The organism is Promicromonospora sp. NPDC060271, assembly GCF_042726755.1.
Lineage (GTDB): Bacteria > Actinomycetota > Actinomycetes > Actinomycetales > Cellulomonadaceae > Promicromonospora.
This window is the reverse complement of sequence record NZ_JBHXBG010000039.1, coordinates 1-24,590: the sequence shown is the minus strand read 5'-3', so window position 1 is coordinate 24,590 and position 24,590 is coordinate 1. Positions and strand designations below refer to the sequence as shown.

At 72.4% G+C, this 24,590-nt stretch carries 21 protein-coding genes; 7 read left to right on the top strand and 14 right to left on the bottom strand.

The annotated features are described in order from the left end of the window. The first annotated feature begins 5 nt into the window (after positions 1-5). Genes ACFWE2_RS08640 through crcB form a run of 3 tightly spaced genes read left to right on the top strand, consistent with a single transcriptional unit; the run spans position 6 to position 1,398 of the window. The gene (locus tag ACFWE2_RS08640) at positions 6-467 is read left to right on the top strand and encodes a universal stress protein (RefSeq protein ID WP_377223803.1); all 462 of its coding nucleotides are present in this window, start codon (positions 6-8) and stop codon (positions 465-467) included. Between the two features lie 50 nt (positions 468-517). Then, entirely contained in the window at positions 518-985 is a 468-nt protein-coding gene (locus ACFWE2_RS08635; RefSeq protein WP_377223802.1) for a fluoride efflux transporter FluC, read from the top strand. Between the two features lie 5 nt (positions 986-990). Then, positions 991-1,398, top strand: coding sequence for a fluoride efflux transporter CrcB (gene crcB, locus ACFWE2_RS08630; protein ID WP_377223811.1), 408 nt, complete (start codon positions 991-993; stop codon positions 1,396-1,398). A gap of 75 nt (positions 1,399-1,473) precedes the next feature. On the opposite strand, the gene ACFWE2_RS08625 is transcribed toward crcB, so the two are convergent. Further along, positions 1,474-1,872 (bottom strand): hypothetical protein, encoded by a 399-nt coding sequence (locus tag ACFWE2_RS08625; protein ID WP_377223801.1) that lies wholly within the window; start codon positions 1,870-1,872, stop codon positions 1,474-1,476. Positions 1,873-2,010: 138 nt separating this feature from the next. On the opposite strand from ACFWE2_RS08625, the gene ACFWE2_RS08620 reads away from it, so the two are divergent. Beyond that, on the top strand, positions 2,011-2,943 hold the full coding sequence (locus ACFWE2_RS08620; RefSeq protein ID WP_377223800.1) for a 5'-3' exonuclease H3TH domain-containing protein: 933 nt from the start codon (positions 2,011-2,013) through the stop codon (positions 2,941-2,943). A gap of 16 nt (positions 2,944-2,959) precedes the next feature. Here the strand turns inward: ACFWE2_RS08620 and ACFWE2_RS08615 are convergent, their stop codons facing one another. Together ACFWE2_RS08615 and ACFWE2_RS08610 are read right to left on the bottom strand one after the other, a co-directional pair. Beyond that, positions 2,960-3,781 carry a sirohydrochlorin chelatase gene (locus ACFWE2_RS08615; protein WP_377223799.1) on the bottom strand — a complete coding sequence of 274 codons (822 nt, stop codon included), beginning with the start codon at positions 3,779-3,781 and terminating at the stop codon, positions 2,960-2,962. An 83-nt stretch (positions 3,782-3,864) separates the two neighbouring features. Further along, the gene (locus ACFWE2_RS08610) at positions 3,865-6,591 is read right to left on the bottom strand and encodes a phosphoenolpyruvate carboxylase (RefSeq protein WP_377223798.1); all 2,727 of its coding nucleotides are present in this window, start codon (positions 6,589-6,591) and stop codon (positions 3,865-3,867) included. Between the two features lie 56 nt (positions 6,592-6,647). Between ACFWE2_RS08610 and ACFWE2_RS08605 the strand changes: the two genes are divergently transcribed. After that, the gene (locus ACFWE2_RS08605; RefSeq protein ID WP_377223797.1) at positions 6,648-7,517 is read left to right on the top strand and encodes a DNA/RNA non-specific endonuclease; all 870 of its coding nucleotides are present in this window, start codon (positions 6,648-6,650) and stop codon (positions 7,515-7,517) included. 59 nt (positions 7,518-7,576) lie between these two features. Here the strand turns inward: ACFWE2_RS08605 and ACFWE2_RS08600 are convergent, their stop codons facing one another. From ACFWE2_RS08600 to ACFWE2_RS08565, 8 genes are all read right to left on the bottom strand, one after another. After that, on the bottom strand, positions 7,577-8,440 hold the full coding sequence (locus tag ACFWE2_RS08600; RefSeq protein ID WP_377223796.1) for an NAD-dependent epimerase/dehydratase family protein: 864 nt from the start codon (positions 8,438-8,440) through the stop codon (positions 7,577-7,579). Between the two features lie 46 nt (positions 8,441-8,486). After that, positions 8,487-9,272 (bottom strand): deoxyribonuclease IV, encoded by a 786-nt coding sequence (locus tag ACFWE2_RS08595; protein WP_377223795.1) that lies wholly within the window; start codon positions 9,270-9,272, stop codon positions 8,487-8,489. 70 nt (positions 9,273-9,342) lie between these two features. Further along, on the bottom strand, positions 9,343-11,019 hold the full coding sequence (locus ACFWE2_RS08590) for a PQQ-binding-like beta-propeller repeat protein (protein WP_377223794.1): 1,677 nt from the start codon (positions 11,017-11,019) through the stop codon (positions 9,343-9,345). A gap of 78 nt (positions 11,020-11,097) precedes the next feature. Continuing rightward, positions 11,098-12,792, bottom strand: a complete 1,695-nt coding sequence (locus ACFWE2_RS08585) for a PQQ-binding-like beta-propeller repeat protein (protein WP_377223793.1) — start codon at positions 12,790-12,792, stop codon at positions 11,098-11,100. Between the two features lie 51 nt (positions 12,793-12,843). Then, positions 12,844-14,481: a PQQ-binding-like beta-propeller repeat protein gene (locus ACFWE2_RS08580; RefSeq protein ID WP_377223792.1), complete on the bottom strand. Its 1,638-nt coding sequence runs from the start codon at positions 14,479-14,481 to the stop codon at positions 12,844-12,846. Positions 14,482-14,530: 49 nt separating this feature from the next. Continuing rightward, the gene (locus ACFWE2_RS08575) at positions 14,531-16,312 is read right to left on the bottom strand and encodes a PQQ-binding-like beta-propeller repeat protein (RefSeq protein ID WP_377223791.1); all 1,782 of its coding nucleotides are present in this window, start codon (positions 16,310-16,312) and stop codon (positions 14,531-14,533) included. Beyond that, complete coding sequence (locus tag ACFWE2_RS08570) at positions 16,309-17,508, bottom strand: ABC transporter permease (RefSeq protein WP_377223790.1); 1,200 nt, start codon at positions 17,506-17,508, stop codon at positions 16,309-16,311. Before ACFWE2_RS08570 ends, ACFWE2_RS08575 begins: the two co-directional genes overlap by 4 nt. Positions 17,509-17,639: 131 nt before the next feature. Continuing rightward, positions 17,640-18,539 carry an ABC transporter ATP-binding protein gene (locus ACFWE2_RS08565; protein WP_377223789.1) on the bottom strand — a complete coding sequence of 300 codons (900 nt, stop codon included), beginning with the start codon at positions 18,537-18,539 and terminating at the stop codon, positions 17,640-17,642. A gap of 392 nt (positions 18,540-18,931) precedes the next feature. On the opposite strand from ACFWE2_RS08565, the gene ACFWE2_RS08560 reads away from it, so the two are divergent. Continuing rightward, positions 18,932-19,639 (top strand): hypothetical protein, encoded by a 708-nt coding sequence (locus ACFWE2_RS08560; RefSeq protein ID WP_377223788.1) that lies wholly within the window; start codon positions 18,932-18,934, stop codon positions 19,637-19,639. A gap of 205 nt (positions 19,640-19,844) precedes the next feature. Here ACFWE2_RS08560 and ACFWE2_RS08555 read toward each other — a convergent pair whose 3' ends face one another. The 3 genes from ACFWE2_RS08555 to ACFWE2_RS08545 form a co-directional block, all read right to left on the bottom strand. Then, positions 19,845-20,579, bottom strand: a complete 735-nt coding sequence (locus tag ACFWE2_RS08555; protein WP_377223787.1) for a response regulator — start codon at positions 20,577-20,579, stop codon at positions 19,845-19,847. Further along, a complete protein-coding gene (locus ACFWE2_RS08550) occupies positions 20,576-22,141 on the bottom strand; it encodes a sensor histidine kinase (protein WP_377223786.1) in 1,566 nt (521 codons plus the stop codon). Before ACFWE2_RS08550 ends, ACFWE2_RS08555 begins: the two co-directional genes overlap by 4 nt. 67 nt (positions 22,142-22,208) lie before the next feature. Further along, on the bottom strand, positions 22,209-23,396 hold the full coding sequence (locus ACFWE2_RS08545) for a right-handed parallel beta-helix repeat-containing protein (protein WP_377223785.1): 1,188 nt from the start codon (positions 23,394-23,396) through the stop codon (positions 22,209-22,211). Between the two features lie 265 nt (positions 23,397-23,661). On the opposite strand from ACFWE2_RS08545, the gene ACFWE2_RS08540 reads away from it, so the two are divergent. Further along, on the top strand, positions 23,662-24,477 hold the full coding sequence (locus tag ACFWE2_RS08540; protein ID WP_377223810.1) for a hydrolase: 816 nt from the start codon (positions 23,662-23,664) through the stop codon (positions 24,475-24,477). Positions 24,478-24,590 lie beyond the last annotated feature (113 nt).

The following is a 24,590-nucleotide window of genomic DNA, read 5'->3' as shown; positions in this document are numbered from 1 at the left end:
CAAGGGTGACTGTGCGATCCGTGGTGGTCGGCGTTGACCACAAGAATCCGGACCTGGCTCGGCGGGCAGCGTCGCTCGTCCAGTCCCTGGGTGGAAGCCTGATCGAGCTCGTATGCGTGTGGGTCGACGAGACAGCCGTCTCGGACTCACGCGGGTTCACCGTATCGGTGGACCCGGACATCGCCGTGTCCTCGGATGCGTACGGGGCCGACGTCCTGGCGGGCCTGAACAGGGCGATGGCCGACGTCGGCCTGCCGTGGAGCGCCCTGCGCGGCGCGGGCGACCCGGCCGCCGAGCTGGGCCGGGTGGCCGACGAGGTGGAGGCCGCGATGATCGTCGTCGGTGCACGGCGGTCCGGCCTGCGCGGCTGGACCACCAACCTGGTGAGCGGGACGGTCGCCGGCCGGCTCATCCACAACCAGCCGCGACCGGTGGTGGTTCTCCCGGGGGCGGCGTCGACGTCGTGAGCGATAGGTTCTTACCTGACCTGTCGGACGTTCACGAAGGAGCACACCGGGTGAGCCGAGCGCCGCACCGCGACTGGCGGTACGTGGGTCTCGTCGCGCTCGGCGGAGCCGCGGGCTCGGTTGCCCGGCACCTGCTGACCCGCTGGTCCGGAATCCTCCTGACGCCGCCGGCCCTGCTGTTCCCGAACGCCGCCCCTACGCTCCTGCTCTTCCCGATCGGGACGCTCGTGGTCAACGTGGTCGGCGCGCTCGCCCTGGGCTACCTCCTGGAGGCCCTCGCCCGCCGTGGCCGCGAGACCGTCCGACGCCGCAAGATCCGCATCGGGATCGGGACCGGCGTGCTGGGCGGGTTCACCACGTACTCCGCGCTGGCACTGCAGACGCAGCAGCTCTTCGGCAACGGGCTCGGCTGGCTCGCGCTGCTCTACGTGGTGCTCACCCTCGCGGGCGGGACCGCCGCCTGCCTCGGCGGGATCGCCCTGGCCGCACGTGCCGACCGACGACGAGAGCACAGGTGACGCAGATGCTCGAGCTGCTCGTGGTGGCCGTCGGCGGGGGCCTGGGCGCCGCCGCCCGGTTCATGGTCGACGGCGAGATCCGGGCCCGCCACAACGGCGGGTTTCCGTGGGGGACGTTCGTCGTGAACGTGACCGGCTCGTTCCTCATCGGTCTGTTCGCGGACGTGTTCTTCACGCTCGTCCACCTCGGCGTGCCGAACGGCACCGCTCACCTGGTCGAGCTTGCCCTCGTCGTCGGCCTGTGCGGCGGGTACACCACGTTCTCCACAAGCACTGTGGAATCCGTGCGGCTGGCCCAGTCCGGCCGGATGCGGCTCGCGCTGGCGAACTCCCTGGGCACGCTGGTGGTCACCGTCACGGCGGCCGGGCTGGGCATGTGGCTGGGCACGGTGGTGAGCGGACCGTACGGCTGACCCGGGCCCGGTGACGCCGCTCAGGCGTCACCGGCCGTGCGCCGTTCGGCGGCCGCGCGCCGTGTTCGGCGGCCGCTAGACCGGCACCTCGCCGGGGTTCAGGGCGCCGAGGAAGAGCTCGGCCAGCAGCGTCCACTCCTTGAGCGGTCGGTCGCCGACGAAGCGTGCGGCTTCCTCGGGCGTCCGGTTCACCAGCGCGACGTCGACGACGAACTGGCCGTCGCCCTCTCGCCAGACCACCGCGGCGTTCGTCCGCCGGCTCGAACCGCTGATCCCGGCCCGGAGCTCGTTCTGCGGCTTCTGCGCCCGCTCGATCAGCGGGTAGTCGCCGGTGTGTTCCCAGCTCGACCACGCGTAGCTCAGCGCACGCTCGAGATCCGCCTTCGCGGACGTGACCCGCAGCTCGCCGACAGCCGCCATGCCAAGGCCGAGGCCCTCGATGACCTCGGTCACCTGTTGTGCTTTGCTTGCCATGTTTGGACACTACGGGCACATCAGACCGGAACCGGACTTTGGCTGGCATTTCACCCAGATTGTTCCCGTACTGCGCCCTGCGGTGCCCACGGCGCGCTCGACGTACGCGTGTCGGTGTGCCGTGGCAGGCTTCGCTGCATGAGCCTGATGCTCCTCGACACCGCCTCGCTGTACTTCCGCGCCTTCTTCGGGGTCCCCGACTCGCTGCGGGCACCGAGCGGCGCGCCCGTGAACGCCGTCCGTGGCCTGCTGGACACGATCGCGTGGCTCGCCACGACGCACGGCCCCGACCGCATGGTCGCGTGCTGGGACGACGACTGGCGCCCCGCTTTCCGTGTGGAGGCGATCCCGAGCTACAAGGCGCACCGCGTGGCGCAGGAGGTGCCGGGCACCACCGGCATCGAGGAGGTGCCCGAGGTGCTGCTCGCCCAGGTCCCGATCATCGTGGACGTGCTCGCCGCGCTCGGCATCGCGCGTGTCGGTGTGCCCGGCTACGAGGCCGACGACGTCATCGGCACCCTGACCGCCCGCGCCGTCGAGCAGAATGCCGGCCCGGTCGACATCGTCACCGGGGACCGCGACCTGTTCCAGCTCGTCGACGACGCCGCCGGGGTTCGCGTGCTGTACCCGGCGCGCGGCATCCGCGACCCCGACGTGGTGAACGAGAAGCGGCTGGCCGAGCGGTACGGCGTCGCGTCCGGGCAGGCCTATGCGGACATGGCGACGCTGCGGGGCGACCCGAGCGACGGCCTGCCCGGCGTGCCGGGGGTCGGCGAGAAGACGGCGGCCAAGCTGCTCGCCCAGTACGGCGACCTGGCCGGGATCCTCGCCGCCCGCGACGCCGGCGACAAGGGCCTGACGACCACGCAGCGCCGCCGCCTGCAGGAGGCCGACGCCTACCTGCGGGTCGCGCCCGTCGTTGTCCAGGTCGCACGGGACGCGCCGCTGCCTGCGTTCGATCCGGCGGTGCCCAAGGCGCCCGCCGACCCCGACGCACTGGCGGCGCTGACCACCGAGTGGGGCCTGCAGTCCAGCGTGGGGCGGGTGCGGACGGCGTTCGGCTGGGCGTGAGCCAGGCCGGACGGTCTCAGGAGGCGATCGCCGCGTCGTAGCGGTCCAGCACGACCTGGACCAGGCGGGGGTCCGCCTTCTCGGCACGGGCCGGGCCGGCGACCGGGTCGGTCACCACGTCGGCACCGGCCTCCAGCACGCGGTCCAGGAAGTACCCGGGCGCGAGCAGGTAGGACACGACGATCACCCGCGGCGCGGACGTCCCCGCGGCGCCGGAGCTCCCGGGCGGCGCGCCCGCCGCGGCCCGGGCAGCGGCCACCGCCGCGGGCACGCGCGGCTCGGCCCCCGCTCCGTACGACGCCGTGACGGGCCGCCCCAGCCGCTGGGCCAGCGCGCTGGTGACCTCCTCGACGGCGGTGGCGGCCGCCGCCACCGAGGATCCAGCGGCCGCGAGCACCACCGCGTCGTCCGGCCGGAAGGGGCCGTGTGCCGCCTCGGCGGCGGCGTACCGGTCGGCGAGGATGTCGACGAGCAGCGGATGCGGCCCGAGCGGCTCGGCGGCAACCGCGCCGCCGCCGGAGGAGGAGCCGCCGTCGGGAGAGTCCTCGCCGGACGCGTTGACCGCGGCGACGGCCTGCGCGATGTCGTGCCGCACGTGATACCCGGTCGAGAGCAGCAACGGCACGACGACGGCGGCCGGACCGCCGTCGGACGCGCCGGCGTCCCGCACGGCCTCGGCCAGGACGGCACCGACCTCCGGCTGCTGGACGTCCACGAACGCCTCGCGCACGTCGAGCTCGGGCCGTGCGGCGCGCACGCCGTCGAGCAGCGCGCGCACGGCCGCCTGACCTGCCGGATCATCCGTCCCGTGGGACGTCCCGACCAGTACCGCACTCATCGTCTCTCCCATCGGTCCACCGGATGTTCCCCGCAGGGCCAACTGCACTGCCGCTTCCTCGAGCTCACCGGCGACGCGCGCCGTCACCCCGTGTTCTGCAGGCCCGCAGAGACACCGTTGACGGTCAGCAGCAGCAGGTGCTGCAGCCGGCCGGCGTAGTCGCCGTCGACCGCCGAACCGCCGTCGGACCCGGTACGCAGGCCCCGCAGCGCGCGGACCTGCAGCAACGACAGGGCGTCGACGTACGGCGACCGCAGCTGCACGGCCCGGCCGAGCACCCGCTTGGAGGCCAGCGGCCACTCGTTGCCGCTGATCTTCAGCACCCACTCGCGCGTGAGCCGGAGCTCGTCGAGCACCATCGCGGCGAGGTCGTCGCGCGAACCCAGCGCGAGGTACTGCGCGGCGATCCGCTCGTCGGTCTTGGCGAGCGACATCTCGACGTTGTCGAGCAGGGTCGCGAACAGGGGCCACTCGTTGCGCGCCGACCGCAGCAGCTCGACGTCGCCGACAGCGGCGAGCGCGGTGCCCAGGCCGTACCAGCCGGCCAGGTTGATGCGGGCCTGCGACCAGGAGAAGACCCAGGGGATCGCACGCAGGTCGTCGAGCGAGTTGACGGAGAGACCGCGCTTGGCGGGACGCGAGCCGATCGGCAGCAGCCCCACCTCCTCGAGCGGCGTGACCTGCGCGAACCACTTCGGGAACCCGTCGGCCTTCACGAGCTCGTGGAACCGCTCGCGGGAGGTGGCGTCGAGCGCCTTGGCGAGCGGGGCGAACTTCGCGGCAGCGCTCTCGTTGACGGCCTCGACCGACGGCGCCGACGCCAGCAGCGTCGCCGCGGCCACCTGCTCGATGTGCCGGGACGCGATGACGGGGTCGCCGTACCGGGCGAGGATGACCTCGCCCTGCTCGGTCAGCTTGAACCGGCCGTCCACCGAGTGCGGCGGCTGGGCCAGCACCGCCCGGTTGGCGGGGCCGCCGCCGCGGCCGAGCGCACCGCCGCGGCCGTGGAACAGCGTGAGCTTGAGGTCGTTGTCGCGGGCCCACTCGGCGATCCGCGACTGGGCGTCGTGCAGCGCGAGCGTCGCCGCCACGGGACCGACGTCCTTGGACGAGTCCGAGTAGCCGAGCATGACCTCGACGCGCCGGCCGTTCTCGGCCAGCCGCTTCTGCACCGCGGGCAGCGTCAGCATCGAGTCCAGGATCGGCACCGAGTTCTGCAGGTCCGCGAAGGTCTCGAACAGCGGGATCGCGTCGATCACGGGCCCGGCCTCCGGGTCGTCCGCGAACGCGTACGCGGCCAGCTCGTAGACGGCGGCGAGATGCTCCGGCGCCTGCGTGAACGACACGATGTAGCGGCGCGCGGCGCGCTCGCCGAACCGGCGCTGGATGGCGCCGAGCGCGCGATAGGTGTCGAGCACCTCGCGGGTCCTGTCGCCCAGCGCACCGTTGATCCCCAGCTCGCGGATCTCGGCGAGCGCCGCGGCGTGCACCTGCGAGTGCTGCCGCACCTCGAGCTCCGCGAGGTGGAACCCGAAGGTCTGCACCTGCCAGACCAGGCGCTGCAGGTCACCGTACGCGGCGCGGGCCGCGCCGGCCGCCACGAGCGAGTTCTGCACCACCAGCAGGTCCGCCTCGAACTGCTCCGCGTTCGCGTACGCGAGGTCGGCGTTGCGGGTCCGGGTCGCGGAGATCCGCTCAGCGAGCGCCAGCATCACCGCGCGGTGGGGCTCGTTCGGCGAGGCCTCCTGTGCCCGTCGGGCGACGTCCTCGGACATCTGGCGGATCCGCTGCCAGAGCGCGTTGAGGTCCGACGACGGCGTGGTGCCCTCCGCGTCGAGCGTCAGCTTGCGTCCGGCCTCCACGGCCAGCCGCTCCAGCGCTGCCAGCGCGTGGTCCGCGGCGAGGGCCGCGGCCTGCCGGGTGATCTCGGCGGTGACGTTGGGGTTGCCGTCGCGGTCGCCGCCGATCCAGGTCCCGAGCTTCACGAACGGCTTCGCGACGGGGGTGGCGCGGCCGGCGTCGTCGGCCAGGAGCCAGTCGTCGAGCCGCCGGTACACGTCACCGAAGACGTCCACGAGGACGGCGTCGAACACGCCCATCACGGTCTTGACCTCGTCGATCACCGAGGGCTTGGTGGTTCGCACCGGTGCGGTGCGCCACATGGTGTCGATCTCGCCGAGCATGCGCCGTTCGTTCTCGGCGAGGGTCACGCCGCCGGGGCGGCGGGTGTCCCGCTCGGCCAGGAGGTCCGCGAGGCGGCGGATGGTGCCGCTGATCGCCCGGCGACGCGCCTCGGTGGGGTGCGCCGTCAGGACCGGCCGGAACTCGAGCTCGCCGAGCCTGCGCAGCGCCTCGTCCCGCCCCACCTCTTCGGTGAGCCTGGCGAACGCCGCGGGGATGGTGTCCTCGAGGACCGCGGGACCCGTGGTCGTCTCGGCCTCGCGGGAGCGCAGCACGCGGACGCGGTGGTACTCCTCCGCGAGGTTCGCGAGGTGGAAGTAGCAGGTGAACGCGCGGGCCACCTGTTCGGCGCGCTCGACAGTGAACGACGCGACCAGGTCCGCCGCCTCGTCCAGCGCGTGCGGTGACGGGTCGCCGTAGGCGCGGATGGTCAGCTCGCGGAGACGTTCGACGTCGTCCAGCAGATCCTGGCCCCCGTCCTCGCGGAGGATCCTGCCGAGAAGTCCGCCGAGGAGGCGTACATCCTCGCGCAGCGGGTCAGGTACCTCGTGCCGGGCGTTGCCGCGAACGGTCTGAGTTGATTCACTCACGGGTCGAAGCCTAGGACCAGATTGCCAATGCGCGTTCATCGTGTCCGATTGTTGGTCTGGTCATGACCTGCCCGACTCTGGTTGGCTGTCTGCCTGTGACCGGCTATGACGCAGAGTTCCTCGGTTTCACCGTCCCGCTTCCGGTCTCGTCCGTCGAGGTACGTGTCCTGCACTACACCCATTTCTCGGTGCTGCTCGATCCGCTGCGCCGGCTTGCCGCGGCCACCGCCTGCATGGTCGACGGCGCCACGCTCCTCGCCCTGCGCCGCAGCGGCCGGTGGCGGCTGGACCACCGGGTGGCTTCCGGCGAGCAGTCGGGCAGCGAGCTGTACTCGAACAACCCGCTCGACCGCGGCCACCTGGTCCGCCGGCTCGACCCCGTGTGGGGCGACGCCGAGACCGCCGCCCGGGCCAACCGTGACACGTTCACCTACACGAACGCCGCGCCGCAGGTGAACAGGTTCAACCAGTCCAAGGAGCTGTGGAACGGGCTCGAGGACCACGTGCTCGCGTACGCCGCGGCCCATGACCACCGCCTGGCCGTGCAGACGGGTCCGGTCTTCGCGGCCGACGACCCGCTCTACCGCGGCGTCCGTATCCCGCGCCTGTTCTGGAAGGTGGTGGCGTGGGTGGGGCCTGGTGACGTGCTGCGAGCGACCGCGTTCGTGCTGGACCAGACGCCGCAGCTCGACGACGCCCAGCTCCACGCCATCACCGCGCAGGCCCTGGCCCGGGACGGCATCCCGCCGCTGGGCCCGTTCCGGACCTACCAGGTGCCGGTGGCCGACGTCGCGGCGCTCACCCGGCTGGGCCTCGGGCCGCTCCCGGCGGCGGACGTGCTCGCGGAGCGGCCACCGGCGCCGTCGGGCACCCGGCCGACGGACATCACCATCCACCGCCTCCCGCGAGCCCGCGCCTGGTCAGAAATCAGAACCCCCGACCAGATCACCCTCCCTACCCGTTGAGTGCTGGCTATTTGCGCGAAAAGAGGGCTGAGGACCACAAATACCCAGCACTCAGCGGGCTAGGCCTGGTCCAGCCAGGTGTGGGTCGGGGCGTAGTTCAGGAGGCGGCGGGCCTTGTCGATGCTCAGCAGGGTTTCCCGGCCCTCGAGCGGACGGCGGAGCGGCACGTCGGGGAAGACCTCGGCCGCCAGGTCGGCGGAGTTCCGCTCCATCACGGTGTCCGCGTTGGCGATCACGAACGCCTCGAACCCGGTGAGGTCCGCCTCCAGGGCGCGGCGCACCGCCTGGGCGCCGTCGCGTCCGTCGATGTAGCCCCACAGGTTCCAGCGCCGGGCCTGCGCATCGTCCTGCCAGGACGGGAAGCGGGCGTAGTCCTCAGGGCGCATCACGTTCGAGAACCTGAGCGCGACGACCTTCAGCTCCGGGTCCCAGCGCGTGAAGTGCTTGGCCATCTCCTCCTCGAGCGACTTGCCGAGCGAGTACGTCGACTGCGGCAGCACGTCGTACTCCTCGTCGACCGGGAGGTACGGCGGCGGCACGTCGAACGGGAGGCCCAGCACCGTCTCGGACGACGCCGTCACCACGTTCCGGATGCCGACCACCTGGGCGGCCCGCAGCACGTTGTACGTGCCGGGCACGTTGTTGCGGAACGTCGCGGCGTTGGTCGCCAGACCGGGCGCGGGGATCGCCGACAGGTGCACGACGGCGTCGGCGGCTCGTCCCTCGTCCACGCCGGACAGGAGCTCGATCACCTGGCCGAGGTCCGTCAGGTCCGCCACCGTGAAGTCGCCGGGGCTGCCCGGCGGGGGTGCCACCCGGTCGGTCGCGACCACGTGCCAGCCCGAGTCCACCAGGTGCTCGACGACGAACTGGCCGAGCTTGCCGCTCGCGCCGGTGACCACTACCCGCTGCGTCGTTGCCATGCGTCGATCCTGCCAGGTGGTCCCGGCAAGCTCGACCTGCGCGGCGTCAGCCCAGGCGCTCGCGCAGCCAGGCGATGTCGGGCGCCATGTCGCCCTTGGTCTCGCAGATGACCGGGGCACCCGCCGCCGCGACCACCCCCACCAGGAGCTCCTCCGGGATCAGCCCCTTGCCGAAGTTGATGTGCCGGTCCGCACCGGACCCTGCGACGTCGCGCGAGTCGTTGGCGTGCACCAGGTCGATGCGGCCGGTGATCGCACGGATCTCGTCGACGGCCGTCGCGAGGTCGAACCCGCCGGCCCAGGCATGGCAGGTGTCGAGGGTGAACCCGACGTTGTCCCCGCCGTTCGCCGCGGTCACGGCCGCCCACAGCTCCTCGATCCGCTCCAGCCGGCGCGCCATGGAGTAGTCGCCACCCGCCGTGTTCTCGATGAGCACCGGGACGTCGGTCTCCAGGGCGTCGATCGCCTTGCGCCAGTTGTCGAAGCCCTTGGCCGGCTCGTCGTTCGCGGTGACGTGCCCGCCGTGCACGACGACGCCCTTCGCACCGATCGCGGAGGCACCGTCCATGATCTGCTGCAGCAGCTTGCGGCTCGGGATCCGGATCCGGTTGTTCGTGGACGCCACGTTGATCACGTACGGCGCGTGCACGTACAGGTCGACGCCTGCCGCGGCGGCGTCGGCCCGAAGCGCCTCCGCACCGCCCTCGTACGGGAGCTCCGGGACCTTCCACGCCTGCGGGTCGCTGAGGAACACCTGCACCGTGTCCGCGCCGAGCGTCTTCGCCGCACCGATCGCGTCGGTCAGGTCCACGTGCGCGCCGATCTTCACCATGGCCCCACCATAGGACGGCTCACCGACACGGCGTCGGCCGGCCCCGTCGGCCGGCACGTCAGCCGGCACGTCAGCCCAGCCCGCGGACGCCGTCCGGCGTGACCTCCAGGATGTTGCCGTCGATCGCCAGCAGGCCGCTGCCGCCGACCTGGCCGGCTCCACCGAGGGCGGCGTCCTCGCCGTGCTGCTCCCAGGCCATCTCGCCGGAGACGGCGTCGAGGGACACCAGCCCGGCGCTGCCGTACCCGTTCTCGACGACCAACAGCACGAACTGCCCGTCGGTGAAGCTACGGGAGACGTAGAGATCCGCCCCGTACTCGTCGGGGGCCGTGCCGTTCCACGCCCACCGTTCCTCGCCGGACGCGAGGTCCAGCCCGCGCACCGTCCCGCCGCCGGTCAGGACCACCGCTGTCCCCGCGGCCTGCGCGAGGAAGCTCTGGGCGTCGGTGGTCACCTCGGCGTCCCAGCGGGGGGTGCCGTCCGCCTCGTAGGCCGTGACCTTGGCTCCGGGCTCGCCGACACCGAGGAGCGTGTCCGGCCCGGACCCGTCGACGGCGCTCGGCTCCGCGGCGTACCCGTCGATCTCGCCGACGACGGTGCCCGCGGAGTCGTAGAGGACGGTCCGTACGTCCTCGCTGTACGTGTAGCTGGTGTACCCGCCGCTGCGGAGGCTTTCCACGCTGCCGGTACCGGGCTCGATCTCCGTACCGAGCAGCACGCCGTCCGCGGTGATGACGGCCTCGACACCGCACCCGTATAGCTGCACCAGCCGGTCGGTGACCCGGGCCCCGAAGCCACCGGGATCGAGCATGCTGTTCAGGTTCACGGCCGTGCCCGACCCGTCCCAGGAGGTGCCGTACCAGTTGGCGCACTGGTCGGCGGGCGTTGGCCGGAACGGGATCGTCACGCGCCAGCGCTCCGCACCGGTAACGGCGTCCTCGGCCCGGACCGTGAGGTCCTGACCTGCGCGCACCGTCCCCGTGCACTCCCCCAGCTCGGTGCACTCGCCGTCACCGAGGCCCGACGTCGGCACCCGGCCGGTGCGCTCGGCGCGCACCACCGTGCCGCCCGGCCCCGGCCGGGGCTCTCCGAACCGGCGGGTGTCGGCGGCGGAGAGGACGCGTTGCGCCGAGACCACGCCGTCCGGCCCGATCACCGTCACCGCCCGGTCCGTCTCCGGGCCGCCCAGGCACACCAGGGCCGACGTCGTCACCTGACCCCAGCCCGTCGAACCGGTCGGCCCGCAGTCGGGGTCGGCGCCGAGCGGGACCGTCCAGGCCTCGGCCCCCGTCGCGGCGGAGAGCGCGACCAGCTCGGCGCCGGACTCGAACGCGAGCACGTCGCCGAGGACCGCCACCTCGATCCCCAGCCCCTCCTCGACCGCTATCCGGGAGCCGACCGCGCCCTCCCAGGCCCACGTCTCGGTGAGCGGGGCGGACACGTCGACCACACCCCCGTGGACGTCACGCATCCGCTCCGACCGCGCGGCGTCCCGCACGCCGTCCATCGCGAGACCCGTGCCGAGCACTATCGCCAGGACCGCGGCGACCGGCGCGGCGCCACGGAGCATCCGGCCCGACCCGGCCGACGGCTCGCCGGGCACGGCGCCGTCCGCGTCCGGCCGTTCCCCGTCCGGGTCGTCCACGGCAGCCGCTGCAGGCGGTGCGAGGGGGGCTGCGGGGTCGGCCGCGCCGTCGTCGACCAGGTCGAAGACGAACGCACCACCCGGCTCCGGATCACGTGCCATGCGGTCGAGCGTATGCCGGTCGGGTCGGTCTCACGCAAGGCTCACGCAAGGCTCACCCACGACTGTCACCCGAGGCTGTCACCCGAGGCCACGCACACCGCGTGGGGTGACCTCCAGCAGGTTGCCGTCCACCGCCATCAGGTCACCGACCACGCCCTGCTCGACGGTGCCGCCGTCCGCCAGGTCGAACGTGGTGATCGGCCCGCCGCCCGGCCGGTCCCAGAGCACCGCACCGGAGGCGGCGTCGAGCGCCACCAGGCCCTGCGTCCCCCCGCCCGCCTCGCGTTCGGTCAGCAGGAGCACGGACTCGCCGTCGGTGAAGGCCTGCACCACGTGGGCGCTCCCGAAGTACCCGCCGCCGTCCGCCGACACCGCGGCCGAGCCGTCCCAGACCCACCTCTCAACGCCCGTGGCCAGATCCAGCCCGCGCACGGTCCCCGCCCCGGACGTGACGACCGCTGTGTCACCCACCTGGGCGAGGAACTCCTGCGCGCCCGACTGCAGGACGATGTCCCAGCGGGGTGTGCCGTCCGGTTCGTAGGCGCGCAGCCGGCGGGCGGGCTCGTCGACCGCGAGCAGCGTCGCGGGGCCCACCTCGTCGGTGGCGGCCGGGCCGAGCGGGTAGCCGACGATCTCGCCGACGACGCCGCCGTCGGCCGCGTACAGGCGGGCGCGGGCCACACCCTCGAAGGTCACCCCCGCATAGCTGGTCGCGCCCAGCCTGATGACGCCGCCCCTGCCTGGTTCGATCTCCGTGCCGAGCACCACCCCGTCCGACGTGACGGAGGCCTCGATGCCGCACCCGTTCAGGTCGACGAGGCCCGGGGTGACCCGGGCGCCGAAGGTGTCCGGGGTGAGCTGCCCGCTGAGCACCAGCCGGGTGTCCGAGCCGCCCCAGGACCCGCCGAACGTGCGCGCGCACTGCACGGCGTCCGACGGCCGGAACGGGACGGTCACCGTCCAGCGCGCGGCGCCGGTCGCCGCGTCCTCGGCACGGAGCAGCAGGTCACGGCCCGTCTCGACGGTTCCGGAGCACTCGCCGGCCGCCGTGCACTCCGCGTCGCCGAGGTCTGTCGCCGACGGCGGTCCCGTGCGCTTCGCACGCAGCACCGTGCCGTCCGGCCCGACGTGCGGCAGGCCGTACCGGCGCGTGTCGCCGGCGTCGAGGACGCGCGGGGCCGACGTCGCGCCGTCCGGCCCGACGGCGACCACCTCGCGCTCGGTGCCGTCTCCGGTCCGCTGCAGGCACACCAGCGCCTCCGACACCGGATCGGGCCGGGCCGGCGAGACCATCGGACCGCAGTCCGCGTTCTCGCGGAGCCGCACGGTCCACGCCTCCCGACCGGTGGCCGGGTCCAGTGCGACCAGCCCGTCGTCGGACCTGAAGGCCAGCACTCCGCCGAGCACCACGACGTCCGCGGTGCTGCTGTCGCCGGAACCCACCGCGCCGGCCCACACCCAGGTCTCCTCGAGCGGTGCCGACACGTCGGCGACACCCCCTGGGAGGTCGCGCATCCGCTCGATCCGCGCGTGGTCGCGGATGCCTTCGACGGCGAGCCCGGTGCCCAGCACAATCGCCAGGACCGCAGCGGCCTGCGCGGCGGCCCGCCGCTTGCGTCCCGGGCTGTCCGACGCCGCGGGGTCGGCCGCCTCGAACCCCGCATCGGGTGTCGCGCCCGGCCCGGTAGCACCCGTCGGCACGTCACCGGCCGCCGCGTCGTCGTCGACCAGGTCGAAGACGAACGCATCACCCTCGTCCGGGTCGCGCGCCATGCGGCCGAGCGTAGCGCCGGGCGCCGCACGGATCAGCCGTTCCGGCAGAGGTCACCCGAGCCCGCGCACGCCCTCCCGGGTGAACTCCACGAGATGCCCGTCGACGGCGATCGCAGGGCCCGCCAGCGGCATGTGCCAGAGCTGCCTGCCGGTGTCCAGGTCGAGGGTGACGAGCAGCCCGTCGGACGAACCGTCCCGCGACAGGTACTCGAGGGCCACCGTCTCCCCGTCGGTCAGGGTGCGGGACCGGATCATCTCGGTCAGGTCGTCGCCGCTCCAGCTCCAGAGCTCCGCGCCGGTGGCCCGCTCCAGCCCCACCACCCGGTTGCCACGGTTGACCACCACCACGTCCCGCCCGGCGAGCAGCACGCTCCGGCCGTAGCGCTCCGACCAGGCCACCGACCCGTCCTGACGCACCGCCTCGAACCCCGACTCCTCGGTGGTCGTCTTGACGAACCACAGGTCGGCGGGCGCGTCGGGCGACGTCGCGTCGGTCCGTATCCAGCCGTCCAGGGTGTGCAGGGTCGTGCCGGCCTCGTCGACGACTGCCGTACCCAGCTCCTCGCTCTGCACCGCGAAGCGGCCGGGGCCGAGCTCGGTGACCCATGCCGGGTCGGTCAGGCCGGCATCGCCCACCAGGTCGAGCCGTATCCCCGACGCGGACAGCGTCGCCGACACGCCGCACCCGTCGACGACCACCGTCTCGGTCCCCGCACCGACGGTCACCACGTCCGGGTCCGTCGCCGGGTCCGCGGTCGGCCAGCCCGGGTCGAACGCCCCCTGGCAGCTCATCGAGCTCATCGGGTCGAACTCGACGAGGCTCGTCCAGCGTTCCGCACCGGTCCCGGCGTCCTCAGCGGTCACGCGCACGTCCCGGCCGGGGGTCAGGTACCCGGACGAGCAGGTGCCGGACACGTCGCACTCCACCGCCCCTGCCGGATCTCCCGTTCGCACCGCCCGCACGGCAAGCCCGTCCGGACCCGGGAACACGTGCTCGCCCTCGGCAAGCTCGACGGACCGCGTCCGGGTGCTTCCGTCCGGGGCGATGACCAGCACCTCGCGCGCGTCGTCAGCGCCGTGCACGCACACCAGCACCTCGGTCGACGTCGACGCGTCGTGGCCGGTCGGTCCGCAGGTGGGTCGCTCGCCGAGCGGGACCCGCCAGGCCACACCACCCTCCGCCGGATCGATGGCCACCACCTCCTCGAAACCCGGCAGCACCGGCTCGCCGGGCCCGGGCACGGGGTCCACCCAGTTGCTCTGCGCATCGGTCGGGGGCACCACGAGCAGCCCGTCCATGATCACCACCCGCTGGTCCATGGACGTGCCCTGACCCATGTCGACGGGCGTGTCGAACCGCACCGCCCAGGTCTCCGCCGGCCGGTCCGCGAGAGACTCGACGCCCACCGGCGAGGTGCGCATCAGCTCCGCACGCCGGTGGTCCCGCACGAGGTCGACCGCCGCTACCGTCACCGCGACGCCGGCCACCGCCGCGGCGGCGAGCACCCAGGTCCGCCGCGGCAGCCCCGAGAGCCCGGCCGGCGGCCGGGGCCGGGGCTCGGCGGAGACGTCCGGGCGCCCGCCGACCTCGTCCGCCGCACCGTTCGCGTCGTCGTACGCGTCGCCGTCCGGCCCGTTCACCTCGACCAGGTCGAAGACTACGGACTCCTGCTTGGCGGGCCGTGGCATGGCCGGAGCCTACCCGCGTGACCTGCGAGACCGGCTATCCCAGGTGTGGTCAGCCGAGGCCGACCACACCGTGCTGCGTGACCTGCGCCAGGTGACCGTCGACACTGATGAGCTGCGTGTACGGGGTCTCCTGCTCGATCTCCCAGCGCACCGATCCGTCCCGCAGGTCCACGGCGAGCAGCCGCAGCCCGGAGGCCTCGCCGCTCGGGTCGGCGCTCACCGGGAGCAGCAGGGTGTCGCCGTCCGTGTAGGCCCCGAAGATCGACGACTCGGCCGCCCAGGCCATGTCGCCGAACGAGAGCGTCTTCGGGGCAAGGGTCCACCGGTCGGCGCCCGTACCGAGATCGATGGCGCGCACCGCCCCCTGTTCGTCCAGGACGACGGCGGTACCGGACACCTCCGCCAGCAGCGTCGTCGCCCTGAGCTGCGGTGCGGACCAGAGCAGCGCCCCCGGGTCGTCGGCGGAGGTGGACCTGGCCTGCGTGCGCACACCCACCCGCTCGAGCACGAGCCCTGGATCACGGCCGTCGGTCGCCCACGGCACGAGCACGTGACCGTCGAGGTCGACGGCGGCGCCGTCCGCCAGGTGCACGACGTCGTTGGCCGTCGCGGTGTCGGTCGCCGCCGTGTCGGGACCGACCCAGGCGCCGTGGGGCAGGGACAGGAACGACGCGGTGTCGACGCCGTCGGCGGGCGGGTCCTCCGTGTCCTTCGGGTCGTCGAGCCGGGTGCCGTCGAGCAGGAAGGCACCGGAGACGCCGCAGCCCTGGACCTCCAGCACGTCGCCGTGCAGGTCCCAGCCCAGCGCGCCGGCGACGTCGAGGACCGGGGCGCCGGACTCGTCGTAGGTGATGCAGCTGTCCGGCCGCGGAGCCCCGAACGTCAGGGTGTCGCTCCACCGCTCCGTACCCGTCACGGCGTCCTGGACGCCGACCGTCAGGTCCGGCCCGACGAAGTCCTTCGGCAGGTGGGGGACGCCCAGCTTGTCGACAACTACCGGACGCTGCTCCGTCCCGCCGCCCGCGATCTCGAAGTGCAGCAGACCACCACCGGCGACAGGGACGACGTCGGCAGCGGGGTCGAGCTCCCGGCTCTTCGTCGCGCCGTCCGCGTCGATGACCGTGACGCGCTGCTCGCGTTCGTCGCCCTCACCAGAAGACGTGACACAGACGAGCGGGTCGGCCGGCTCCTGGGTCGACGGTTCGCCGACGCCGACGAGCGCCGACGGACCGCAGCTCAGGTTCTCCTCCAGGTCGACGGTCCACAGCACCTCGCCCGACGCCGGGTCCACACCACGGGCCTTCGCGTCACCGGCGATCGCGAGCACGCCCGGCATCTCGACGAGCGTCGAGGCGATCGGGTTCTCCAGGTCTATCGACCACTGCTCGGTGAGCTTCGCCTCCAGGTTCCGCACCCCCGCCGGGGTCGCGAGGAGTGCCTGCTCACGCAGCCGTGCGTCCACCAGCACCCCGGCCGCGACGGCCAGCACGACGACGGACACCGTGCCACCGACCAGCAGCGTCTTGCCGCGCCGGGTGGTGGGCAGCCGCCGTCGGACGGCCGACCCACCACGCCGCACGTTCCGCCCGACGGCGGCCCGGGCGCTCGTGAGCGCGAGCGCCACCCGGCCGGGCTCGCGAGCAGCGGGCTCGCCGGCTCCGGCGTCCGGCTCCGGCGCGGCGGAGCCGTCGCCGTCCGGGCCGTCGCCGTCCGGGGCATCTGCCGGACCCGCCGAGGCACCGGGGACCTCGTCGATGAGCTCGAAGGTCTGCACCTTCGACGGATCGGGCGTCCCGTTCCCGGTGTCGTCCTGCTGAGTGCGTTCGGTCACGCCCCGAGGGTAGTGCCCCGCTCCGCGGTCATGGCCGCCTTCCAGCTGACCCGGCCGCCCGTCTGCATGAGCGCCCCGCGGTAGGCCCGCTCGCTGAGGAGCACCGCACCGAGCGTTGCCAGCAGCAGGATGAGGAGCGAGACGAGCGGCTCCCACCAGAGCGCGTCGCCGTTCAGCACCCGCACCGGCATCGAGACGATGGACGCCGGCGGTATGTACGACAGGACGCGCTCCAGCATGCCGTCGGCCGAGAAGGTCACCACGTACACGGCGAGGATCAGCATCATCAGCGGGCTGGTCGTGTACTGGAGGTCCTCGGTGCGCGACGCGAGCGAGCCCGCCACCGCGTACAGGGCCGCCACCGCGACGAACCCGACGGTGAAGAAGACGACGAACCAGATCATCGTGGCCGACATCGCGGGCAGGATCGCCGAGAGATCGGTGAACGAGGCGCCGATGAGCCCCACTCCGGCGAGCAGGAGGTTCTGCGCCAGCGCGATCACCGAGCTGCCGATGATCTTGCCGGCGAGGAGCTGCCGCAGCGGCACGGCGGTGGCGATGATCTCCACGAGCCGGGACTGCTTCTCCTCGATCACGCTGCCCGCGATCATCGAGCCCGACCCGACGGCCCCCATGAAGAACAGGAACGCCAGCACGAATCCGGCCACGAACACGATCTGCGGGTCCACCGGGTTGCCGTCGAGGCGTTCGGTCTCGACGTCGCTGCCTGCCGTGAGCGCGTCGATGGTGGTACCGGCGGCGTCCGCCCGGTCGGCCATCACCTGGTCGCGCACCGTGGACTCGACCAGCGCCGCCAGGTCGTTGTCGGGCTCCCGCCACCCGGACAGGGTCCAGCCGCCCGCGTCGCCGTCGCCCGAGCTGAGCCAGGCGTCGGCGCTCTCGTCCTCGAGCGCCGCCTCTGCCGCCGCGGCGGAGTCCACGCGCACCACGGTCAGCTCGACGTCCTGGTCGTCCGAGGCCGCGGCCCCGGCGGCGGACTCCAGCGCGGTCGCGGCGGGCTCGTCCTCCGCGACCACCGCGACGTCGAACGACTCCGTGCGGCCGTCCATGTAGGACGTGAAGCCGATCAGTCCGCCGATCATGACGACGTTGACCACGAGGCCGATCAGGAACCCCTTGTTGAGCGCCCGCACCACGATCTCGCGGGTCGCCACCAGCATCCATGCGTTCTTCATGCCATCTCCTCTGCCGCGTGAGTCAGCGGCTCCGCTCCGGCTCACGCGGTGTTCGCTCCCGCGTGAGCCTGCGGCTCCGCTCCGGGCGCGTGCCTCGTTCCTCGGCCCCCACCCTGCGCTGCGCCTCCGGCTCACGCGGTCACCTCGCGGTAGATCTGGGCCAGAGTCGGCCGCACCGGGGAGAACTCCTGGACGGCGCCCCGCTCCAGGGCGGCGGACAGGAGGCGGGTGGCCGCGGCGTCGTCGTCCACCTCGACCAGCGCGGACGTGCCGTCCACGTCCACTGCCAGGACGCCGGGCACGCCCCGGACGAAGCCGGCGTCACCCGACAGGACCAACCGGTGCCTGGTCACGCCCTGGGCGCGCAGGCCGTCGGGTGTGCCGTCCGCGAGGAGCCGGCCCCCGCCGAGGATGACGAGCCGCTCGCAGAGGCGCTCCACGAGATCGAGCTGGTGCGAGCTGAACAGCACGGGCACCCCGCGCCGCGTGTGCTCGCGCAGCAGGTCGACCATGGCGTCGACGGCCCCCGGGTCGAGGCCGCTGAACGGCTCGTCCAGGACGAGCGCCTTGGGCCGGCCCATGATCGCCGCGACGATCTGCACACGCTGCTGGTTGCCGAGCGACAGCTTCTCCACGTGCTCCTTCGCACGGTCCGCCAGCCCCAGCCGGTCGAAATGCTCCACCACCTCGCGACGCGCGACGGGCGCCGCGATGCCCCGCAGACGTGCCAGGTAGACGAGCTGGTCCAGCACGGGCTGCTTCGGGTAGAGGCCGCGTTCCTCCGGCATGTACCCGAACTCGCGGCGGTCGTGCCGGGTGACCGGCTCGTCGCCGAACCGCACCTCACCGCTCGTGATCGCGAGCACTCCCATGATCATCCGCATGGTCGTCGTCTTGCCCGCGCCGTTGGCCCCCACGAACCCCGTGAGCAGGCCCGACCTCGCCGTGAAGCTGACGCCGTCCACCGCTCTCCGGGACGCTCCGCCCGACACGAACACGCGGGTCAGGTCCCGCACCTCCAGATCGCTCATGGCAGTCACGCTAGAGCCGTGACGCGGGTGAAGGATCCACCGCAAGAGGGACCTCCCTCCGCCTCCCGGCGGGCGCTGTTCGCCGACGTGGTCGGCAAAACGGCAGAAGATCGGCATTTCGAGTTGCCGATCTCGTGACATTCTGCCGACCACGGTCCGCGCGCCTACCCATTGACCTGGTATTACACGTACCGGTTGCCGATGGCGTTCTGCCACGTATTGTCCCATCCGGAGCGCCATAAGAACGAGAGTGGCGCTGAAAGGTTCGTCAGCCCGTCCACGGAGGAATGAGCATTTCGCTCCGGAGGACGTCGTGGGGTCCGGGACAGAGGGACCGGACCGCCAGGACAGAGGGCACAACGCAGTATCTGAACCCGCAGGGGGAGCTAAGCGTGCGCAAGCGTTTGATCGTCACAGGGACTGCCGCAGCCTTCGTGCTGACGGCGGGGATCGTCGGTGCCGTAGCCGTGCAGCCGCCAGGACCGGACCAGGACCGGGACACGACGGCCGCACCTGCCGTGCCAGATGTGCTGCAGGGCCTGCCGCCGATGATGGTGAAGCGTGAGGCCACGTCCAACCACGGGGAGAACGGCACGGTCGACGTGCGCTCGCGCTCCGGGCAGAGCCAGTTCACGTACACGCCGCCGCCCGCGTCGACGTACGTCCCCCGGCACATGGCCGATTCACGGCCTGACCAGCCAAGCGGCGGCTTCACGATGGCACCGCTGCCTGGCATCGACCTCGGCAACGGTTCTCGGCCGACGCCGCCCGGCAACCCCTCGGGCCCGCCCACGACGAAGCCGCCGACGCAGTCGCCCACGCCGACGCCGACCCCGACTCCGACGCCGACCCCCACCCCGGAGCCGACGCCCACGCCGACTCCGACGCCGACGCCGACTCCCACACCGGAGCCGACCGACCCGCCGTCGGAAGAGCCGACGGACCCGCCGTCGCAGGAACCGACCGAGCCGCCGGCAGAGCCGACCCCGGAGCCGACCACGGAGCCCACACCCGAGCCGTCGCCGGAACCCTCGACGGATCCTTCTCCGGACCCGTCGACCGAGCCTTCACCTGAGCCTTCCACGGAGCCGACCGAATAGTCCGGTTTTCCGAAAACTCACCGGTGTAACCCATCGCAGAGAAGCGAGGCCCTTTCCCCAGGGCCTCGCTTCTCCGGCCCTTTCCGCAACCGCCGGGAAAGGGATATATCTCCAATTCAACACGGCGGATATCGACGGTCCGTGATATCCACCTCGATGTCGGCGGTCGATGACATCAGGCCGGACGGCAACGACCCGTCCCGCGTCAGACCAGGCCCACCCGGTGGGCCAGGACGACCGCCTGCACCCGGTCCCGCACGTGCAGCTTGGCGAGCACGTTGGAGACGTGGGTCTTCACCGTCGCCTCGCCGAGATACAGGGTCGACGCGATCTCCGCGTTCGACAGTCCGGTGCCCACCAGCTCCAGCACCTCGCGCTCGCGCGGTGTGAGGAGAGCGAGGCCGGCCGGGGCCGCCATCTGCTGCCTCGCGGTATGGGTCCCGGCAGGTTCGACCAGCACGTCGAGCTCTGCCGACGGGGTCCGGTCGTCCGGCGGTCTCCGCTCGGACGGCGCCTGCCGCTCCCCCGCGACCATCTGCTCGATCACCCGTCGCGTGATCTGCGGTGCGAGCAGCGCATGGCCGGCCGCCACCGTCCGCACGGCCTCGACCAGGTGCTCCGCGTCGGAGTTCTTGAGCAGGAACCCCGAGGCTCCCGCCGCCAGCCCGTCGAAGACGTACTCGTCGTGGTCGAACGTCGTCAGGACCAGCACCTTCGCGAGGTCCTCCGCCACGATCCGACGTGTGGCCTCGATACCGTCCATGACGGGCATCTGGACGTCCATCAGCACGATGTCGGGCCGCAGGGCACGGGTCAGCTCGATGGCCGTAGCGCCGTCGCCCGCCTCGCCGACCACCTCGAAGTCGTCCTCCACCGAGAGGATGAGAGAGAAGCCGGAACGCACGAGCGCCTGGTCGTCGACCAGCAGCACGCGCGTCATCCGACGGCCTCCGTCCGGGCCGCGGGCAAGGCTTCGGCCGGAGCCGCCGCCTCTTCCGCTGCGGGTGTGGCGGGCGCCGTCGGCGCCGCACCGGAATCCGGAGCGGGCAGCGGCAGCCGCACCCGGACGCGGTAGCCGCCCGTCGCGCGCGGTCCGATCTCGACCATGCCCTGGTGCGTGGCGACCCGTTCCCGGATACCCAGCAGCCCGAGGCCGGAGCCGGACGTGCCGTGACGTGGGCGACCGTCGTCCAGCACCTCCACCTCGGCGAAGCCGTGCTCGAACTGCCGCCCCGCCTGCGTCTCCGGACGGCGGACCACACGCAGCGTGACCGTCGCCGACCGGGCGGTCGAATGCTTCCGCACGTTGGCCATCGCCTCCTGGGCGGTTCGGTAGAGGCTGAGCCCCATCGGGTCCGGCACGTCAGCCGCGGCGCCCGCGGGCTCCTCGACCTTCCGGAACGTGGTGTCGAGGCCGTCGTGGTCGGCGGCGGTCAGGGCTGGGAGGTCGGCCAGGCCCGGTTCGGGCGCTCGGGAGCTCGCGCCGTCCGGCCCGGGCGACGAGCCCGCGCCGCCGACGTCGGGCACCGAACGGAGCGTGCCGACCAGGTTCCGCATCTGTGCGACACCCTCGCGGGACTCGCGCTCGATGGTGACGAGCGCTTCCGCCGCGCGGGCCGGGTCGCGGTCCAGGACCCGCCGTGCGGCGGCCGCCTGGATGCCGATCACCGACACGTGGTGCGCGACGACGTCGTGCAGCTCGCGTGCGATCCGCACCCGCTCGGCGACTATCGCCTGGTCGGTGAGGGCCGCCGCCTGCTTCTCGATCGTGACCGACTGGTCGGTGAGCTGCTGCCGGCGCCGCGCCGCGTTCCACTGCATCTGGCCCGCCACCACCGCGCCGCCGAAGAACGCGATGTTGACGATGAACTGGTAGACGCTGTTCGCGAGGTACGGATCGATCACGCCGGGCCAGTCCTCACGGGTCGGGAACTCCTCGAGGAGCGTCTCGATGCCCTGCTGCACCGCGAACATCCAGACCAGCCACGTGAACATCACCAGGACGCAGGCGCTCACGACCACGAGCATCGCCCGCCGGTCCCGTGCCCAGGCGACCGCCGTGAACAGCGCGACGAAGTACATGACCTGCATGGGCATGAGCACGGTGATCGCCGGGATCGTCAGGCCGAGCCCGAGGAAGGACCCGTACACGAGCACGAGGGACACCAGCGGGTAGCGGCGGCGCCACGCCAGCGGCAGGGTGCTGACCACCCCGAGGAGGTAGACGAGCCACAGCGGCTCGGTCACGTCCTCGAAGATCCCCATGCTGCGGCCCAGCTCGATGGAGACCGCCGCCAGCACCGCGAAGCCGGCACCCAGCAGCAGGTCCCTGCGGTAGGCGTCACGCCCGGCGGGGACGCGCTCCCAGTCGGAGTCGACGCCGAACCAGTCGAGCACACGGGCGACCGCGCCCTCGTCGGCGCGGGGCGCGCCAGACCGGGGCGCACCGGGGCGGGGCGCGCCAGGATGCCGGGCGTCGAGGGGAGATAGAGCATCGGCCATGCCCCCAGAGTAGGAACTCCGGGGGCATGACCGCTTCCCTCTTCAGACGGAGACAGAGCCGGCAGGGTCAGCAGATGTTGCGGGAGCCGTTGCCCGTGAGGGTCCACGTCGTGTTCTCGCCGCACGGCGACTCCCGCACCGAGGTGTTGTCGACGCGGAGCGTGATGTGGATGTTCCGGTTGTTGGGGAACTCCGTACGCGCGGCGAGCCGCACCTCGCCGCCCCCGTTGACGGTCCCGCCTGCGATGGTGATGTCCGAGCAGTTCTCGATGAGGATCGAGTTGTTGCCGTTGTTCGCGAGGTCGACCGAGTTGATCCGCGCGCCGCGCGAGTTCGAGACGCAGAACACGCCCCGGCCGCCGCCGCGCGACCTCACATGGTTCACCGTGATGTTCGGTCCGTTGGCGTTGGCCATGCGGAAGGTGGCGTAACCGGTGCCCGTGGCCACGTTGTCGCCGTCGACCGTCCCGATGGTGGCGTTGCTCGTGCCCTGGATCAGAAGCCCCGACTCGCCGACGTTCCGCGCCGTGACGGTGCCGATCGTGAGGCCGTTGATGTGCCAGGTCTCGATGGCATGGCCCGGCATGCCGGACGCGTAGACCGAGTCCATGCGCACGTTCGTGCTGCCGGGCAGGTCACGCTCGAAGCGGATGCCGATGCCGCCGGTCATCCGCATGTCGATCTGGCCGAGGTGCAGGCCGTGCACGTCGGCGAAGCGCAGGCCGAAGTACGGCGCCCCGGTGATCCTCAGGTAGGGGATGGACACGTCCTCGACCCCCACGGCCTGGATCGCGCCCCGCCCGGCGACGTAGCCGGTGTCGAGCGTGCCGCAGACCTCGAACGACGTGTGGCTCGGCAGGCTGATCGTGTTGTTGCCGATCCACGCGCTGGCCATCACCGACACCTTCTCCTGGCTGGTGCGGTTCGGGTCGAGCGCCCCCAGCGCCGCCCAGATGGCGTTGATGTAGTACTGGCCCTGGTAGACGGTCCGCCCGCGATAGGTAGCGGTGAACCCGGACGACTGGCTCCCGGTGACGAGGGCGTCCGCGCCGTCGCCGCAGGCAGCGGCGAGTGCCGCGACCGCCGTCGTACCACCGGCCGCTGTGCCGCCAGCCGTCGTACCGGCGACGGTAGTGGCCGCAGTTCCGACGGGTGCGGCCGCTGCCCCCGGCACGGTGAGCAGGGAGACGACTACCGACAGTGCTAGGACTCCCGCGGCGAGAAGCCGAGGGCGACGCCGTGACGTTGGTGCCATGGTCACTCCTCCTTGAGAACAGCGGCCTACAACGTTGTAGACCCACGTGGTCACGAGCGTATGGATTTCACCCCTCCGACGCCAGACCCTGGAAAGATCCGAAACGATTCACGTGTCGACACACCGGAACGCCACGCCCGGTGAGCGACCGAAGATCCTCGCGTCCGGCGGGGATTTGCTGGACACGACCACTACGCGGGCGCATCGTGGCGGGGCAGTGCCGCTGCAGGGGATGCAGCACCAGCCCGACGAAAGAGACCTGACGATGACGTTCTGGATCTGCCGCACGTGCGGCGTTGAGCACGAGTCCCGACCCGAGGTGTGCGCCGTCTGCGCGGACGAACGCCAGTGGGTACCTGCCGACGGGCAGCAGTGGACCACGCTGGAGGAGCTCGCGGACGAGGGGCAGAGCGTCGCGGTGGAGGAGCTCGAGCCCGACCTGTTCGGCCTCACCACCGTGCCTGACGTCGGGATCGGGCCCACCGCGAAGATCGTCCGCACCGCGCGGGGGAACCTCATGTTCGATGTCCCGGGCTACGTGGACGACGCGGCGGTCGACGCCGTCCGGGACCTCGGCGGGCTGGCGTACATCGTGGCCAGCCACCCGCACATGTACGGGGTGCAGGTCGAGTGGAGCCGCCGGCTCGGCGGCGTCCCGATCCTGGTCAGCGAGGCCGACGCCGGCTGGCTCGCCCGGTCCGACGACGCCGTCGAGCTCTGGAAGGGCGACCGGGAGATCCTGCCCGGGGTGACGCTGAGCCAGCCGGGCGGGCACTTCCCCGGCTCCTCGGTGGCGCACTGGACGGCGGGCGCGTCAGGGAAGGGCGTGCTGCTGAGCGGCGACACGATCTTCGCCAACCCGGACCGGACGTCGGTGTCGTTCATGCGCAGCTACCCGAACCGGATCCCGCTGTCCGGGCCCGTGGTCCAGCGGGTCGCGCACCACGTGGGGCGGTTCGAGTTCGACAGGCTGTACAACAACTTCCGGGGCGTCATCCCGACCGACGCCCGCGAGATGGTGCTGCGCTCGGCGGAACGTCACGCGGCCTGGACCCGCGGCGACTTCGACCACCTGACGTAGGCGACCTGGCAGCCCCTGTCCTCGCGCCGAGGTAGAGCGCGTGTCCGGACACACGCTCTACCTCGCCAGTGCCCGGTCGCCGAGGTAGAGCGGGTGTCCGGACACCCGCGCCG